The sequence below is a fragment of the Sanguibacter hominis ATCC BAA-789 genome (genome assembly GCF_012396185.1).
In the GTDB taxonomy this organism is placed as follows: domain Bacteria; phylum Actinomycetota; class Actinomycetes; order Actinomycetales; family Cellulomonadaceae; genus Flavimobilis; species Flavimobilis hominis.
Genome location: NZ_JAAXOW010000002.1, coordinates 432,217 through 448,063 on the forward strand (window position 1 = coordinate 432,217; position 15,847 = coordinate 448,063).

The following is a 15,847-nucleotide window of genomic DNA, read 5'->3' on the forward strand; positions in this document are numbered from 1 at the left end:
CGTCCGCCGTGGCTTATCGTGAACGTTCGTGGCCTCCATCCTCTACCGCAACGGCGTGATCCACTCGCCCGCGGACCCGTTCGCCGAAGCCCTCCTCGTCGAGGATGGTGTCGTGGCATGGCTCGGCGCCGAGGACTCCGCGAGCTCGTTCGTGTCGCGCGCCGAGACGGTCGTCGACCTCGACGGCGCCCTCGTGACGCCGGCGTTCGTCGACGCGCACGTTCATCTGCTCTCGACCGGCATGGCCCTCGAAGGGCTCGACCTGTCGCTCGAGGCGGACGTCGCGACCGCCACGTCGGCCTTTGCCGCCGTCGCTAACCGGGTGCGTGACCTGCGTCGCGGGGAGGCGCAGTCGCGTGGGCCGCTCGTCGGGTGGGGGTGCGACACCTCTGCGTGGCCTGACGCGGTCCGCGCGACGCGCAGGGCCCTCGACGGCGCAGCGGAGGGTGCGCCTGTCGTGCTCGTGCGTCCCGACCTGCACTCGAGCCTCGCGTCGACGGCAGTCTGCGAGCGCCTCGGTCTCGACCGCCGCGCAGGCTGGGCCGACGAGGGCTGGCTCACGGGCGACGCCCACGAGACCGTCATGGCCGAGCTGCGCGCCGACGCCGACGCCCGCCACCGCGAGCTGACCGACCGTGCGCTCCAGCTGGCCGCGAGCCGCGGCATCGTGTCCGTCCACGAGCACTCGCTCCCGTCGACGGACACGCGCGCAGGCCTCGCGGACCTCATCGCACGCACGCGCACCGCAGACTCCGGGCTGCCGCTCGTCGTCGGCTACCGCGGCGAGCTGTGCGAGACGACCGACGACGTGCACGAGCTTCTCACGGCCGTTCCCGGGCTGACCGGGGTGGGCGGCGACATGCCCGTCGACGGTTCTGTCGGCTCGCACACGGCGGCGCTCACGAGCCCGTACGTCGACCTCAGGGACCCCACCGACCCCCTGCGCACGGGCGTCCTCGAGCTGACGGCGGAGCAGGTGTGCAACCACGTCCTCGCTGCGACACGTGCCGGGGTGCAGGCGGGGTTCCACGTCATCGGCAACCGCGCCATGAGCGAGGTCGTGCTCGGGTTCCAGGCTGCTGCGGACCTCGAGGGGCTCGCGGCGATCCGCGGCGCCGGCCACCGGCTCGAGCATGCCGAGATGATCGACGCGAGCGCCCTCGCAGCAATCGTCCTCATGGGTGTCCGCCTCTCCGTCCAGCCGGCGTTCGACGCCGTCTGGGGCGGCCCGGGCGGCCTCTACGAGAAGCGGCTCGGGAAGCTGCGTGCCGAGGCGATGAACCCGCTCGCCGACCTTGCGGGTGCAGGGGTTCCGCTCGCTCTCGGGTCGGACACGCCGGTGACGCCCTTCGACCCGTGGGGTGGCGTCGCCGCGTCGCTCTTCCTCAACGCCGCCGACCAGCGGATCTCGGCCCGCGCGGCGTTCCGTGCGCACACGCGCGGTGGTTGGCGGCTCGCAGGGCTCGACCACACGGGGGCGGGCGAGATCCGGGTCGGGGCTCCCGCCCACCTCGCGCTGTGGCGTGCCGAGCACCTCGGCGTCCAGGGTCCGCACACGACGATCGCGGCGTGGAGCACCGACGCCCGCTCGGGGACGCCGCTCCTGCCGGCGCTGGGTCCTGACGAGCCCGCTCCGACATGCCTGCAGACGCTGCGCGACGGCGTCGTCATCTACGACGCGCTCGGCTGAGCCGGGGCGGCTCGCGCATCCTCGGGCACGGCGCTGAGCAGCGCGGTCAGCCCAGGCTGATCGCGTAGGCTTCCCTCGTGCTACCTCGCCCGACGCCCTTGCTGCTCGCCCTCCCGCTGGCGGTCGTCGGAGGGCTCGGGCTCGACGTAGCGTTTCCGGACCGCGGCGTCTGGCCCCTCGCGTACGTCGCCGTCGGCCTCCTGTTCATCGCGCTGCGCGGCCACCGGGCGCGCGCGGCGTTCGTGATCGGGAGCGTGTGGGGCGTCGCGTTCTTCGTCCCGCACCTGTCGTGGGCCGGCTTCGCGGCAGGCGACCTGCCCTGGTTCGCGCTCGCGACCGCGGAGGGCTTGCTCGTCGGCGTCTCGTGCGCCGCCTTCGCCTGGGCCGCACGGATCCCCGTGATCGCGCGACGGGAAGCCCTCAGCGCGATCACGTTCGCGTTCGCGCTGACGGCAGGCGAGGTGCTGCGCAGCTCGTGGCCCTTCGGCGGCTTCCCGTGGGGCCGCCTCGCGTTCTCCCAGGCCGACTCGCCGCTCGGTCGGTACGCCTGGCTCGGCGGTACCGTCCTCGTGTCGTTCCTCGTCGCTCTCGTCGGAGCCCTCGTCGCGCTCGCCGTCCTGAGCCTGGTGCGGCTGCGCCTCGGGCGTGCGGGCGCTGCCGTCATCGTCGCGTTCGTGCTCGTCGCGGGCGGGTTGTTCGTGCCTCTCACGACGCAGCCGGAGGGCGGGCGCCTCTCCGTGGGCGCCGTCCAGGGCAACGTGGCGGAGCCCGGGCTGCGCGCGTTCGCGACGCGCTACCAGGTGCTCGGCTTCCACGCGGACGGCACCCGTGCGCTGCTCGACTCGGTCGAGCCCGGAGAGCTCGACCTCGTCGTCTGGCCGGAGAACGCGTCTGACGTCGACCCCCGCAAGGACCAGCAGGCGTGGGACGTCATCGACCAGGCCGCGCGTGACGTCGCGGCACCGCTGCTCGTGGGGTCGCAGCAGTACGTCGAGAACGGCCGCTACAACCAGAGCCTGCTGTGGCAGCCGGGTGTGGGCATCGTCGACCTCTACGCGAAGCAGCGCCCCGCCCCGTTCGGCGAGTACATCCCGATGCGTTCCTTCTTCAGCCGGTTCTCCGACATGACGGACCTCGTCACGACGGACATGCTCCCGGGCAAGGAGATCGGCACGCTGCCGCTCGAGTCACCGCGCCTCGGGCGGACGGTCGTCCTCGGCTCCGTGATCTGCTTCGAGGTCGCGTACGACGACGTCGTGCGTGACGCCGTCGCGGGCGGCGCGGAGGTGCTCCTCGTCCAGACGAACAACTCGAACTTCGGCTACAGCGCCGAGTCCACGCAGCAGCTCGCGATGTCGCGGATGCGCGCGATCGAGTCCGGGCGGTCGACGATCCAGATCTCGACGGTCGGCGTGAGCGGCGTGATCGACGCGACCGGGCGCGTGCAGCAGCGCACGCGGTTGTTCGAGCCTGCTCAGCTCGTCGCGTCTGTGCCGCTGCGCAGCACGCTGACACCCGCGACACGCGCGGGTGCCGTGCCCGCGTGGATCGTCGTCGCCGTGGCCTCAGCCACTACGGTGGCGGGGATGATCGTCGCGGTGAGCGCGCGCAAGGGCAGGAGGAAGTCATGACGGACGGTGGTCAGGGGGCCGCGGGTCGGGGCACGGTGGTCGTGGTGCCGACCTACGACGAGTCGCTCACTCTTCCCGGGACGCTCGAGCGGTTGCGTCGCGCCGTCCCCGACGCGGACGTCCTCGTGGTCGACGACGGCAGCCCGGACGGGACCGGTGACCTCGCGGAGCGGATCGCCGCGGAGGACCCGGCCGTCCACGTCATGCACCGCTCCGGAAAGCAGGGACTCGGCTCCGCGTACATCGCCGGGTTCCGCTGGGCGCTCGAGCGTGGTTACGACGTCGTGTGCGAGATGGATGCGGACGGCTCCCACCGGCCGGAAGAGCTGCCAGTGCTGCTCGCGCGGCTCGAGGGTGAGCCGCGCGTCGACCTGGTGATCGGGGCTCGCTGGGTGCCAGGCGGGAAGGTCGTCAACTGGCCCTTGCACCGCGAGATCCTCTCGCGCGGCGCCAACGTGTACACGCGGGTGATGCTCGGCCTCGGCGTCGGTGACGCGACGGGCGGCTTCCGGGCGTTCCGCGCCCCCATGCTGGGCCGGCTCGAGCTGGGCTCGGTCGCGTCGCACGGGTACTGCTTCCAGGTAGACATGACCAAGCGCGTGATCGACGCCGGGGGAGCGGTGGGCGAGGTCGCGATCACCTTCGTCGAGCGTGAGGCGGGCGTGTCGAAGATGAGCCGGTCGATCATCGTCGAGGCGCTCGGCAAGGTGACTCTGTGGGGTCTGCAACGCCGCGGGCGTCAGGTGGCACGGGTCTTCTCCCGCCGCTGATCAGCACGACCTCAACGGGTGTGCGTGACGGGTGCAGAGATGACGACGAGGGTCGGTTCCTTGTGGGAACCGACCCTCGTCGTGTGTGTCCGTCAGGCGCTGCGGCGCAGCTTTCCGGCCCGCAGGAGGTCGAGACGCTCGTCGAGAAGCTCCTCGAGCTCCTTGATCGTGCGGCGCTCGAGCAGCATGTCCCAGTGCGTGCGGACGGGCTTGGTCGCCTTGGGCTCGGGGCGGTCGGCGTCGCGCAGCAGGGCGAGCTCGCCGCACCGGCACTCCCACTCAACCGGGACCTCGGCCTCGGTCGAGAAGGGGAGGATGATCGTGTGCCCGTTGGGGCAGTCGTAGTGCGCCTGGAACCGAGGCGCGAAGTCGACTCCCTCGTCAGTCTCCATGCTCTTGGAGCCGATGCTCATTCCGCGCAGTGACCGGTCGGCCATGGTGTCCTCCAGAGGGCTGTGTGCAGCCGTTGCGTGTGCAGGGTCTGCAGGTAGAACGTTCGTCGGGCGCTGCTTTGTTCCGTCGATCGGGAGGTCGGCGGTGAAGGTCTGGTGAACTGCACCTGCCGGCTCGCGGTGCGAGCGGCCTGTTTGAGAACCATCCTGCCGTGCAAATGGCATGGCGCCACCCGGAAGATTACACGGGGGAGAGGCGGTCCTGCACGCGTCCCGGGCTCCCGCGGCGCGTGGGCCTGACCACACAGGTGTCGGACGCGCCAGGCATGATGGCCTTGGTGCGGCCTCGTCGTCGCGCGGACCGATCGAACATGGGAGACACGGTGAACAAGTCTCAGCCGGGTGCAGCGGTCGCTCACGCCGCCGACGCGCACGACGTGATCCGCGTGCGCGGTGCACGGGAGAACAACCTCAAGGACTTCAGTCTCGAGATCCCGAAGCGGCGCCTGACGGTCTTCACCGGAGTGTCCGGGTCCGGGAAGAGCTCGCTCGTCTTCTCGACGATCGCTGCGGAGTCTCAGCGCATGATCAACGAGACCTACAGCGCGTTCCTGCAGGGGTTCATGCCCACCGTGGGTCGGCCGGAGGTCGACGTCCTCGAGGGCCTCACGACGGCGATCATCGTCGACCAGGAGCGTCTGGGGGCCAACCCGCGCTCGACCGTCGGCACGGTGACGGACGTCAACGCGCTGCTGCGCATCCTCTTCAGCCGTCTGGGGGACCCGCACATCGGCCCGCCGAACGCGTACTCGTTCAACGTGCCGTCGGTGCACGCGAGCGGCGCGATCACCGTCGAGCGCGGCGGTCGCACGATGGCCGAGAAGGCGACGTTCAACCAGCTCGGCGGCATGTGCCCGCGGTGCGAGGGCATGGGGAAGGTCAACGACTTCGACCTGACGGCCCTGTACGACGAGAACCTCTCGCTCAGCGATGGCGCCCTCACGATCCCGGGCTACACGATGGACGGCTGGTACGGGCGCATCTACCGGGGTTCCGGGTTCTTCGACCCGGACAAGCCGATCCGTGACTTCACGAAGCGCGAGCTGCACGACCTGCTCTACAAGGAACCGACCAAGATCAAGGTCGACGGGATCAACGTCACCTTCGAGGGGCTCGTCCCGAAGATCCAGAAGTCGTTCCTCTCCAAGGACCGTGAGGCGATGCAGCCGCACGTCCGTGCCTTCGTGGACCGTGCGGTGACGTTCACCGTGTGTCCCGAGTGCGAGGGGACGCGCGTCAGCGCGGAGGCACGGTCGTCCCGGATCTCCGGCAAGAACATCGCCGACCTCTGTGCGATGCAGATCAGCGACCTCGCCGAGTGGATCGCGGCGCTCGACGAGCCCGCCGCCCGGCCGCTGCTCGTGGCGCTGCACAGCACGCTCGAGCACTTTGTCGAGATCGGCCTCGGGTACCTGTCGCTCGACCGGCCGTCCGGGTCGTTGTCGGGCGGCGAGGCTCAGCGGACCAAGCTCATCCGGCACCTCGGCTCCGCGCTGACTGACGTCACCTACGTGTTCGACGAGCCGAGCATCGGTCTGCACCCGCACGACATCGCGCGGATGAACCGCCTCCTGATGCGGCTGCGGGACAAGGGGAACACGGTGCTGGTCGTCGAGCACAAGCCCGAGGTCATCGCGATCGCGGACCACGTCGTCGACCTCGGTCCAGGCGCGGGCACCGCGGGCGGGGAGATCTGCTTCGAGGGCACGGTCGAAGGACTGCGGGGGAGCGGCACCCTCACCGGGCAGCACCTCGACGACCGGGCGCGCCTGAAGGACACCGTACGGACCCCGAGGGACCACCTCGCGATCCGCGGTGCCACGGCCAACAACCTGGCGGACGTCGACGTGGACGTCCCGCTCGGGGTGCTCACGGTCGTCACCGGTGTGGCCGGGTCGGGGAAGAGCTCGCTCGTGCACGGCTCGATGCCACGGGACGCGGGAGTCGTGACGGTGGACCAGGGCGCGATCAAGGGCTCGCGCCGCAGCAACCCCGCGACCTACACCGGGCTGCTCGAGCCGATCCGCAAGGCGTTCGCCAAGGCGAACGGCGTCAAGCCTGCACTGTTCAGCGCCAACTCCGAGGGTGCCTGCCCGGCCTGCAACGGTGCGGGCGTGATCTACACGGACCTCGGCATGATGGCGGGCGTCTCGAGCACGTGCGACGCGTGCGAGGGCAAGAGGTTCCAGCCGGCGGTGCTCGAGTACCGACTCGGCGGGCTCGACATCTCGGAGGTGCTCGCGCTGCCTGTTGAGAAGGCGGTGGCGTTCTTCGCCGAGGGCGAGGCACGCGTCCCGGCGGCGCACAAGATCCTTGAGCGACTCGTCGACGTGGGCCTCGCTTATGTCAGCCTGGGGCAACCGCTCACGACGCTGTCCGGTGGTGAGCGCCAGCGGCTCAAGCTCGCGACGTACATGGGGGAGGCGGCCGGCGTCTACGTCCTCGACGAGCCGACGACCGGTCTGCACCTCGCCGACGTCGAGCATCTCCTTGGACTTCTCGACCGGCTCGTCGACGCGGGGAAGTCCGTCATCGTCATCGAGCACCACCAGGCGGTCATGGCGCACGCGGACTGGATCATCGATCTGGGGCCAGGCGCAGGCCACGAAGGTGGACGGGTCGTGTTCGAGGGAACGCCAGCAGAGCTCGTCGCGGACCGGTCGACGCTCACCGGTCAGCATCTCGCGGAGTATGTCGGGGTGTGAGTCTCGTCGAGCGGTGCTGGTCCTGACGCTCTGGCGACACCGGGACGCGTGGGCCGCGCCGGCCCGGCGTGCGTGTGCGGCGATGGCTCAGCGAGGGACGGGCTTGGCGTACCAGCGGTCCGAGTAGGGCTCGTCGTTGAACGGTTCGACCCGGCGGTACCCGAGCCTCTCGTACATCGCGCAAGCTTCGACGAGACGACTGTGCGTGTCCAGGCGGACGGTGACGATTCCGCGCCCTGCGAACATCTGTTCGAGTCTCGCGATAAGCTGGCGCGCCAGGCCTGATCCGCGTGCGGCCGGGGTCGTGAAGACCTTGGTGAGCTCGGCTGTGTCGCCGATGAACCGCGCGCCGGCGCACCCGACGGGCTCGTCGTCCTGGAAGGCCAGGAGGAAGACTCCGGTCGGGACGGTCAGGTCGTCGTGAGGCTCGTCCAGGAGCGCTTGGTCGACCTCGGCGGGCGTTGCCGGGCGCCCGTAGTAACGAGATGCCACGTCGTGCATGTAGGAGCGCACGATCTCAGCGGCCATGGGAGAACCGGGATCGACGACCTCGATGCTGCGCACGGGCGGGATCCTACTCCTGAGCCACGCGTCCCCTAGTCGCCGATAAGTTACATTATGTCACTTCACCCTCACCCGCCCGGGTTGTGCGGCGGCCCCACCCCTCCTCTTCAGAGCATCACCAGATCGGTGCCCGTCGACGCATGGTCCCCGAGCGATGCGCTTCGGATCGCAGGATCGTCGTACGTGTTCCAGTAGTACGTCGACGTGCGGGACGAGAACAGGCCCGTGTAGATCGTCTTCTCGAACTCGCCCGTCTCCATCGTTGCAGCTCCCTCGACCATCGCGACCTGCTGGAGCGTGTGGAAGGCGCGGCTGACGTTCTCCTCCTCCGTGGTCTTCTGCGGGTAGTGCGCGTTGACGTAGGCGGCACGCACGAAGCGTGAGGGCGAGTAGTAGTCACCGGGCAGTCCGCGCATCTGGGAGCCTGACCCGAAGGGTGACAGGCGCGCTCCCCCGAGCGCTTGTTCGGCCGGGAAGCCAGGGGCCACGTTCAGGTAGTTGCGGAGATTCTCGTGGTGCCAGGCGAACCCTGGTTGGTTGGTGAGGACGTCGATGTTGTCGTCGAACACCTGCATCCCGTGCGCCGTCTGCTCCACGACGAACGAGCGGTCGTCGTCCGCGACGATCCAGTGCAGCATCGCGCTCGGGAATCTCTCATTGATGGGACGGTCGACGATGACGACGCTCCTCAGCGCCGCCTGGACCTCGTCGACGGTCGTGAACTGCGATGTCACCCAGAGCGGGAACTCGAATGCTGCGATGTTCGTCGCGCCCTCCTGCGGACCAGGTGCGTACTGCGCGTAGCCGGGGAAGTTCAGGCCCGCGACAGCAAGCCCCGCGTCGTTGCCGCAGTCGTAGTACAGCGGGACATCCTCCTCAACTATCGCCATGCCGATGACCGCGTGCTCGACGTCGTGGATGGCACCGAACGGTGAGCGAGGGACAAACCCGGTGGGCGTGATGACGACGCCCTCCCCGTATCCGTTCGTCCAGTCAAGATTGCGCGCGAGGTACGCGTGCCCATCGCTGTCCGAGAACCTGATGCTGGTGCACATGCTGGCCGCTCCTTCGGTCGGGCCCGGACGGTACCGGGCTTCGTCGGGGTGCTGCGCATGTGGAACTGCGCCCTTTGCCCTAGTTCCAGAGTTCCGCTGCCATCCGCGCCGCGCACCCCGGGCGCGGTGGCACGTATCGCCGCCCCGGGCACCCGGATCTGGTTCGCTGCCGCAGGGAGGCGGATATAGGTTGGCAGCGTGCCCAGACCCCGACTCCCCCGCGCTGTGGTTCGAGCAGGCGCGCTGACCGTCGCTGCGCCGTTCGCTGTCGCTGCGTCGCTCATCGTGACCGACGCGATCAAGAAGTACCGCCGCGACGCTGCGGAGGTGAGCTTCCCGCACCTGCCACCGCTCGACGGCGAGGTTGCCGGGACGCGTACGCGCCTCTTCACGTACGGCGAGGATCTCTACGCGTCGATGCTCGCTGCGATCCGCGGCGCCCAGCACACGATCATGCTCGAGTCCTACATCTGGAAGGGCGACGCGATCGGCGCTGAGTTCAAAGAGGCGCTCATCGAGGCCGCGGACCGCGGCGTCAACGTCTACGTGATCTTCGACGGCTTCGCGAACCTCGTCGTCCCGCGTGAGTTCCTCCGGTTCCCCGAGCGCATCCACGTGCTTCGCTACCCCGCGTTCCGGCCAGGTCTCTTGACGCTCAACGTGCGCCACTCCGGTCGCGACCACCGCAAGATCCTCGTGGTCGACGACGAGATCGGCTACGTCGGCGGGTACAACATCGGCTCGTTGTACGCGACCGACTGGCGCGACACGCACCTCGGCCTCGAAGGACCCGCGGTGTGGGACCTGCGCAACGCCTTCGTCGACTTCTGGAACAGCACACGCCGCCCGCACCTCCCGGTCCTGCCCGACCCGGGCTCCGACCACTGGGAGCCGCACATCCGGCCAGCTCGCAACGCGCCGGGCCACCTCCTGTTCCCGATCCGCGGCATCTACCTCCAGGCGATCGACCGGGCGCAGAGCCACATCTACATCACGCAGGCCTACTTCATCCCCGACCACGAGATCCTCGACGCCCTGCTCGCGGCGGCCCGCCGCGGTGTCGACGTCCGGGTGATCGTCCCGGACAACTCGAACCATGTCGTCACGGACTGGCTGTCGCGCGGGCTGTACTCGAGCCTGCTCGCCGGCGGAGTGACGATCTGGCTCTTCCAGGATGCGATGGTGCATGCGAAGACCGCGACGATCGACGGCGTGTGGACCACGATCGGCACAGCGAACATCGACCGTCTGAGCCTCTCGGGCAACTACGAGATCAACATGGAGATCTACGACGAAGGGCTCGCGAAGCAGATGGAACAGGTCTTCGAGACCGACCTCAGCAACTGCCGCGAGCTCACGGCCGAGGAATGGGAGAACCGCGGTCGCATCGCGCGCATCAGCGAGAGGGTGCTCGCTCCCCTGCGTCCCCTCATGTGACACGCGTGCCGCCCGGGTCGGCCCCACTCGCCCAAACCGCCGCCGCTCGAGATCAGACGTGCGACGAGGAGGGTCTTGGCTCGGCGCGTTCAGTCGCCCCGCGGTGCTTGAACGCCTCGCGGTGATCGGGGACAGACCGCACCACGTCTGCGATCTCCTCCTCGGGCCGCGGCGGGACGGTCTCGTCGGCCTCGATCACCGGCACCTCGGCGAACTCCGGGTGCGCAGCCAGCTCGGCTGCAGCGACGTCAGCAGGATCGGTGTTCTCGGCCATGATGGCCTCCGGCTAGATCATCCAGCGGTGCGGGCACGACGGCGAGCAGCGAGCTCGTCCGTCGGGGTGCTGGCCGACTCCTCGTCGCCCAGACGTTCGGTCGGCAGCTCGGCGAGAGACCCCTCGACCTCGCGCCACACGCGGCCGACAGCGATGCCGAACACTCCCTGGCCGCCCTGGACCAGGTCGATCACCTCGTCAGCGCTCGTGCACTCGTACACGCTCGCCCCGTCGCTCATGAGCGTGATCTGGGCGAGGTCGTCGACACCACGCTCACGCAGGTGCGAGACCGCAGTGCGGATCTGCTGGAGCGAGACCCCCGTGTCCAGGAGTCGCTTGACCACCTTGAGCACGAGGATGTCGCGGAAGCTGTAGAGACGGTGCGTCCCGGAGCCGTTCGCGGGGCGAACGGTCGGCTCGACCAGCCCGGTCCGCGCCCAGTAGTCGAGCTGCCGGTACGTGATCCCCGCGGCGCGGCACGCCGTAGGCCCGCGGTAACCGGTCGCCGAGTCCTGCTCCGTGAGATCATCGCCGAACAGCAGTCCTTGCGAGGCGGCTGCTGCCCGCGCCGCCGGCTGCTCGCCGGTCTCGCTCGTGGTGCTCACGCCAGCCTCCTGTTTGACCTGCACGGCCGTCATGGCCCTGTCTCTGATGGCTACGCTACGGGCCGCCCCTGACAGCGTCAACGACCGTGCCGTCAAGTCGTTTCGGCGTGTCGCGAGACGTGTCTCACGTTCAAGTTGAGGTTGAGAGTTCGCTCCCAGCGGTGCGACCCCCTGCTCGAAATACCTAGTCCTGGTGAGACAGCGCCTGCCGCACGAGGGCCGCGTGGAGCTGGATGAAGGACTCCCCCAGCTCGACCGCCGTCGCGTCCGCCCTCGCGCGCGCCGCAGGCGTGCCCTGCGACCGCACAGGAGCGACCACCTGCTCAGCGAGTGCGAGCTGCCGGTCCGCGGACGATCTGAGCGCACGCAGGTGACGGGCCCCGATCCCGTGCTGGTGCAGCGCAGCGGCGTGAACGACGATCTGCTGCGCCCACGAGTCGAACCGGCCGCGAGCGTCGGCTCGGATGATCCCCGCCTCCAACAGCTCCTCGACGACCCGCACCTCGACGCCTGCCTCGGCCGCGAGCGTCGCAGCCGTCAGCCTGTCAGCGGGACGCAGGTCTGCGCGCTCACCGTCGGCCGTCGCCAGGTGCGGAACCACGGGCGCTGGCTCGTAGAGCCCGGCATCCATCTCCGCGAGACGATCCTTGATCACCTTGAGCGGCAGATAGTGGTCCCGCTGCTGCCCGAGGACGAAGCGCAGCCGCTCGACGTGCGCAGGCGAGTACTGCCGGTACCCGGCCGGGGTGCGTACAGGCTCGACGAGCCCCTGGTCCTCGAGAAAACGGAGCTTGGAGCTCGTCAGGGCCGGGAACTCCGGCCGCAGCGCCGCAAGAACGTCGGAGATGCGCATCGACGCCCGCGTCGACACACCAGCGGGCCACGTCTCGACGAGCTGAGGGAGGCGCGCGCCAGCGCCTTCCTCCGCGGACGAGGCCTGCGGGGACGCCGGGCTCACTGGCTGCTTCCCGCAGCGCGGCGGCTCGGGAAGAAGACCATGCGGAACTTGCCGACCTGCACCTCGTCACCCGACCGGAGGACGGCGGCGTCCACCCGCTCACGGTTGACGTACGTGCCGTTCAGCGAACCCGAGTCGCGTACCGAGAACTCGCCTCCCGCCCGCACGAAGTTCGCGTGCTTGCGCGAGACCGTGACGTCGTCGAGGAAGATGTCCGAGCGCTCGGAGCGGCCGACCAGGATACGGTCCGAGTCGAGGAGGAACCTGGCTCCCGCCCCGGGCCCGCGCTGGACGATCAGGAGCGCGCAGTCGGCCGGGAGGGCGGCGATCGCGGCCTGGTCCTCGGTGCCGAGCGCGGCGGTCGCGTCGGCCGGTGGCGCCGACGGGGCCGCGTCTCGGGGGACGGCGCCGAAGACGACGGTCGCCTCGATCCCCGACGGGGGCTCGACCGAGCCGCCGGGAACCTGTTCGTGCGTACCGTCAGTCATGCACCCTCCTCGGCCTTGGTCGCGCACCTGCGCGACCACTCACACATCGGTCGACCTGCACCTCCACTTTATGCATGATCCGCCGCAGAGCCATAGCGATGTTGTCGCGACCTGGGCGGGGATCCTCACTGCGCGGGAGCCACGGGCGTCGCGAACCGTTGTGCGGAGGGCTCGCGAACCGCGTCGATCCGTATCTCCTTCTGCGCCGTGACGGTTCCCTTGCCGCCCGCATTCCGGACGGAGGCCATCGCGCCGCCCGGGATCTCGAGCGCCGGTGTCAGCGTGTCGGCGGAACCGATCACGTGCCACACGTACGGCGAGGAGAGCAGCGTCCCGTCGAGCAGGAGGCCCTGAGGGGTGTCGGTGAACGCAGACGACGCGACGATCCGGACGTCATTGAGCTCGATCACCTCGGCGCCGGCGTTCCGCAGCTCCTGGAGCACGGAGAGCATCGTGGTCCCCGGGAGCGCCGTGTCGCCCTCGTCGATGCGCACGACGACGCCCGGTCCTTCGGCAGGAAGCCGTCCCGACAGGATGCCCTGGACCTCGGCCCGGGCGAGCGCCAGATCGACCGCGGCCGCGCGGTCGTCCGTGCTGCTGCGCAGCTCGGCGAGCTGCCCGCGGAGCGTCTGCGCCTGCTGCTCGAGGTCCTCCCCCCGACGTGTGACCTCGTCGAGGATGCGCACCAGCTCGTTCTGTCGCAGTCCGGCGAGCGAGCTCCGCTCGTCGGCAGTCAGCTGGACAGCGAGCGCGAAGCCGAGGAGCCCGCACAGGAGGGCGGCGACCAGCTGCGACATGGTGAGGCGTGGACGCAGGGCCTTGCCGAGGGTCCGCCAGGCGGACGGTGGCGGCGCAGGAGCGGCCTCGTGGCGGCCGTGCCCGGGGACGGGCTGCCCGGTGCCTGCTGGAGCAGGCGCGGCCGCCGCCACGTCCGGAGCCTTCGGCTGAGCCGGGACAGCCGTCTCCTCGGGTGCGGGCCCCTCGTCGGGGTGCTCGGACGCCGTCATGCCTTGAACAGGTGGCGGCGGATCGCGGCCGCGTTCGAGAAGATCCGGATGCCGAGCACGACGACGACGCCCGTCGACAGCTGCGTACCGACCCCGAGCTGGTCGCCGAGGAACACGATGAGCGCAGCGACGACGACGTTCGACAGGAAGGAGACCACGAAGACCTTGTCGTCGAAGATGCCGTCGAGCAGCGCGCGCAGACCGCCGAAGATGGCGTCGAGCGCAGCGACGACGGCGATCGGGAGATACGGCTGCAGCGCGACCGGTACGTCAGGCTGGAAGAACACTCCCAGCAGGGCACCGATCAGCAGGCCGATGACAGCGATCACGGGTTGGGCTCCTTCGTCGGGCTCACCGGGGTACTCCCCCGATGCTCGTGGTGGTGCGTGTCTCGTCGGTGCGCGTGTCTTCGCCCTCGCCCCCGGCGGAGGTTCCTCGGCTCGCGCTGAGGAGGTCGGGCGCACGACCCGCGCGCAGGATGATCGATGAGTCCTGCGACACGGACGACGTGATCCCGTACCGCGAGCCCAGCGCGATCATGTGCTCCTGGCCGAGGGAGCGCGCGAAGAAGGCGGGAAGCGTGTCCGGGTCCCCGATGGCCTCGATCGTGTACGGGTGGGAAAGCCCGACGAGGTCGACGAGGATCGCCTCCCCCGCGCTGCGGATCGCGCTCGTGCTCGTCAGCCGCTGGCCGTTCACGGCGACCGCCTCCGCCCCCGAGGCCCACAGCGCGTTGACGACGACCTTGACGTCGTAGTCCTGGACGCGAGCGGCCTCGTCGGTCTCGCCGAGGAGCGGGACGGCGTCGTTGAGCTTGATCACGAGGCCTGGACCCGTGACTGCCGTCGTCCCGGCTGCCGCACCGTCGCGCTGGGCGGCGTCGAGGAGGAGCGGGTACTGGTCACCGAGCGCGTCGTTCTGCAGGGACTCGATCTCGTCGGTGGTCTCCTGGATGGACGCGACGAGGTCGTCGACTGCCGCACGACGCTCGACGATCTGGTCCTCGAGGATCGCCGTCGACGAGAGCACGCCGTCGACCGGCGCGCGCAGCGTCTCGGCAGCGGCGGCCGTGCCGCCGCCGAGGAGGACGGCCGCAGCGAGCAGGAGGGTCAGCCGGACGGGCCCGCGGTGGGGCGCGGTGCCGGCGGCACGGCGCGCGGCGGCCTCGGCGTACCCAGGGTCGAGGGGGCGCCGCATCACCTCGTCGAGGAGCACCATCGACGCGTCGGGGCGCGGCCGGGAGACGTTCGTGCTCGTGGACACGCACCCTCCCCCGTCGTCGCCCCGGGGCTCCGTCCGCGCCGGGCGGCGCAGCGCTCGTCACGCGCCGCGACGCCTGCCATCCTATGGGGGCGTGGCGACGTCACGCACACGCCCGACAGGGAGGTTCGCGCATGATCGAGGTCCTCACCGGCACGAGCCTTGCAGCCGCCGCAGGGCTCAACGCCTACCTGCCGTTGCTCGGCGTCGGGCTGCTCGCCCGGTTCACCGGTCTCGTGACGCTCCCGGAGGCGTGGGCCTGGCTCACGGACGAGCGCCTGCTCGCCGTCGTGGCAGTGCTCCTCGTGGTCGAGACCGTCGCCGACAAGGTGCCGGTCGTCGACTCGATCAACGACGTCCTGCAGACCGTGGTCCGGCCCGCCTCGGGAGGCATGGTCTTCGCGGCGGGCACGACGTCGCAGACCGTCAGTGTCGACGACCCGTCGGCGTTCTTCGCCGACAACACGTGGGTACCGGTCCTCGTCGGGGTCGGCGTCGCGCTCGTCGTGCACCTGCTCAAGGCGTCGGTGCGGCCCGTCGCGAACACGGTCACCGGCGGCCTTGCCGCGCCTGTCCTGTCGGTCGCCGAGGACGCGGGCTCGGTCGCGCTCACCATCGCGGCGGTCGTCGTCCCGGTGCTCGCCGCTGTCGGTGCCGTCACCGTCGTCGTGCTCCTCGTGCGCAGGCTCCGGCGCCGGAGGGACGAGCGCACGCGGAGGCGCTCGGCAGCAGCGCCCGCCTAGCACGTGGTGCACCTCACCGGGGCTCGTCCCGGACAAGCGCGCCTCCGGACGGTATGCTCGTCCAGTCACCTTGGAGTGTGTCGCGCGTCCCGCGTGTGATCTCGAGACAGAGATCGATTCTTGTGGCCCGTCGGGCTGGGGTTTTCGGGATTGCGACCGTACGGGTCAAGAAGTCCCGTGCACCGGCTCCGAACAACCTCAAGAAACT

At 70.0% G+C, this 15,847-nt stretch carries 16 protein-coding genes; 6 read left to right on the top strand and 10 right to left on the bottom strand.

Features of this window, described 5'->3' with window-relative positions; all coding sequences use genetic code 11:
- The first annotated feature begins 28 nt into the window (after window positions 1–28).
- The 3 genes from HF995_RS08515 (at window position 29) to HF995_RS08525 (ending at window position 4,091) form a co-directional block, all read left to right on the top strand.
- Window positions 29–1,690, top strand: coding sequence for an amidohydrolase (locus HF995_RS08515; RefSeq protein WP_168447360.1), 1,662 nt, complete (start codon window positions 29–31; stop codon window positions 1,688–1,690).
- A 77-nt stretch (window positions 1,691–1,767) separates the two neighbouring features.
- A complete protein-coding gene (gene lnt / locus HF995_RS08520) occupies window positions 1,768–3,321 on the top strand; it encodes an apolipoprotein N-acyltransferase (RefSeq protein ID WP_168447361.1) in 1,554 nt (517 codons plus the stop codon).
- Window positions 3,318–4,091 carry a polyprenol monophosphomannose synthase gene (locus HF995_RS08525; RefSeq protein WP_168447362.1) on the top strand — a complete coding sequence of 258 codons (774 nt, stop codon included), beginning with the start codon at window positions 3,318–3,320 and terminating at the stop codon, window positions 4,089–4,091. Before lnt ends, HF995_RS08525 begins: the two co-directional genes overlap by 4 nt.
- A 92-nt stretch (window positions 4,092–4,183) precedes the next feature.
- On the opposite strand, the gene HF995_RS08530 is transcribed toward HF995_RS08525, so the two are convergent.
- Window positions 4,184–4,528, bottom strand: coding sequence for an RNA polymerase-binding protein RbpA (locus HF995_RS08530; protein ID WP_168447363.1), 345 nt, complete (start codon window positions 4,526–4,528; stop codon window positions 4,184–4,186).
- A gap of 1,589 nt (window positions 4,529–6,117) precedes the next feature.
- Between HF995_RS08530 and HF995_RS14205 the strand changes: the two genes are divergently transcribed.
- The gene (locus HF995_RS14205) at window positions 6,118–7,248 is read left to right on the top strand and encodes an ATP-binding cassette domain-containing protein (protein ID WP_434060851.1); all 1,131 of its coding nucleotides are present in this window, start codon (window positions 6,118–6,120) and stop codon (window positions 7,246–7,248) included.
- An 87-nt stretch (window positions 7,249–7,335) separates the two neighbouring features.
- Here HF995_RS14205 and HF995_RS08540 read toward each other — a convergent pair whose 3' ends face one another.
- Both HF995_RS08540 and bsh read right to left on the bottom strand, forming a co-directional pair.
- Complete coding sequence (locus tag HF995_RS08540; protein WP_210727272.1) at window positions 7,336–7,812, bottom strand: GNAT family N-acetyltransferase; 477 nt, start codon at window positions 7,810–7,812, stop codon at window positions 7,336–7,338.
- Between the two features lie 107 nt (window positions 7,813–7,919).
- Complete coding sequence (gene bsh, locus HF995_RS08545; protein ID WP_168447365.1) at window positions 7,920–8,867, bottom strand: choloylglycine hydrolase; 948 nt, start codon at window positions 8,865–8,867, stop codon at window positions 7,920–7,922.
- A gap of 198 nt (window positions 8,868–9,065) precedes the next feature.
- Between bsh and HF995_RS08550 the strand changes: the two genes are divergently transcribed.
- Window positions 9,066–10,304: a phospholipase D-like domain-containing protein gene (locus HF995_RS08550; RefSeq protein ID WP_350308800.1), complete on the top strand. Its 1,239-nt coding sequence runs from the start codon at window positions 9,066–9,068 to the stop codon at window positions 10,302–10,304.
- 52 nt (window positions 10,305–10,356) lie between these two features.
- Here HF995_RS08550 and HF995_RS08555 read toward each other — a convergent pair whose 3' ends face one another.
- The 7 genes from HF995_RS08555 to HF995_RS08585 all read right to left on the bottom strand — a co-directional run bounded on the left by HF995_RS08555 (window position 10,357) and on the right by HF995_RS08585 (window position 14,899).
- Entirely contained in the window at window positions 10,357–10,578 is a 222-nt protein-coding gene (locus HF995_RS08555) for a hypothetical protein (RefSeq protein ID WP_168447031.1), read from the bottom strand.
- 17 nt (window positions 10,579–10,595) lie between these two features.
- Entirely contained in the window at window positions 10,596–11,207 is a 612-nt protein-coding gene (locus HF995_RS08560) for a MerR family transcriptional regulator (protein ID WP_434060852.1), read from the bottom strand.
- 160 nt (window positions 11,208–11,367) lie between these two features.
- Window positions 11,368–12,141 carry a transcriptional regulator FtsR gene (gene ftsR, locus HF995_RS08565; protein WP_350308802.1) on the bottom strand — a complete coding sequence of 258 codons (774 nt, stop codon included), beginning with the start codon at window positions 12,139–12,141 and terminating at the stop codon, window positions 11,368–11,370.
- A complete protein-coding gene (locus HF995_RS08570; protein ID WP_168447367.1) occupies window positions 12,138–12,629 on the bottom strand; it encodes an FHA domain-containing protein in 492 nt (163 codons plus the stop codon). The genes ftsR and HF995_RS08570 overlap by 4 nt, the downstream gene beginning before the upstream one ends.
- A 125-nt stretch (window positions 12,630–12,754) precedes the next feature.
- On the bottom strand, window positions 12,755–13,636 hold the full coding sequence (locus tag HF995_RS08575) for a DUF881 domain-containing protein (protein WP_168447368.1): 882 nt from the start codon (window positions 13,634–13,636) through the stop codon (window positions 12,755–12,757).
- Complete coding sequence (locus tag HF995_RS08580) at window positions 13,633–13,965, bottom strand: small basic family protein (protein WP_168447369.1); 333 nt, start codon at window positions 13,963–13,965, stop codon at window positions 13,633–13,635. Before HF995_RS08580 ends, HF995_RS08575 begins: the two co-directional genes overlap by 4 nt.
- A gap of 22 nt (window positions 13,966–13,987) precedes the next feature.
- A complete protein-coding gene (locus tag HF995_RS08585; RefSeq protein ID WP_350308803.1) occupies window positions 13,988–14,899 on the bottom strand; it encodes a DUF881 domain-containing protein in 912 nt (303 codons plus the stop codon).
- Window positions 14,900–15,030: 131 nt separating this feature from the next.
- Between HF995_RS08585 and HF995_RS08590 the strand changes: the two genes are divergently transcribed.
- On the top strand, window positions 15,031–15,639 hold the full coding sequence (locus HF995_RS08590; RefSeq protein ID WP_168447370.1) for a DUF4126 domain-containing protein: 609 nt from the start codon (window positions 15,031–15,033) through the stop codon (window positions 15,637–15,639).
- Window positions 15,640–15,847: the final 208 nt, after the last annotated feature.

Coding starts and splice junctions, on each gene's coding strand:
- HF995_RS08570 (WP_168447367.1), bottom strand. CDS start 12,629: ATGACTGACGGTACGCACGAACAGGTTCCCGGCGGCTCGGTCGAGCCC.
- bsh (WP_168447365.1), bottom strand. CDS start 8,867: ATGTGCACCAGCATCAGGTTCTCGGACAGCGATGGGCACGCGTACCTC.
- HF995_RS08555 (WP_168447031.1), bottom strand. CDS start 10,578: ATGGCCGAGAACACCGATCCTGCTGACGTCGCTGCAGCCGAGCTGGCT.
- HF995_RS08525 (WP_168447362.1), top strand. CDS start 3,318: ATGACGGACGGTGGTCAGGGGGCCGCGGGTCGGGGCACGGTGGTCGTG.
- HF995_RS08530 (WP_168447363.1), bottom strand. CDS start 4,528: ATGGCCGACCGGTCACTGCGCGGAATGAGCATCGGCTCCAAGAGCATG.
- HF995_RS08575 (WP_168447368.1), bottom strand. CDS start 13,636: ATGACGGCGTCCGAGCACCCCGACGAGGGGCCCGCACCCGAGGAGACG.
- HF995_RS08590 (WP_168447370.1), top strand. CDS start 15,031: ATGATCGAGGTCCTCACCGGCACGAGCCTTGCAGCCGCCGCAGGGCTC.
- HF995_RS14205 (WP_434060851.1), top strand. CDS start 6,118: ATGCGGCTGCGGGACAAGGGGAACACGGTGCTGGTCGTCGAGCACAAG.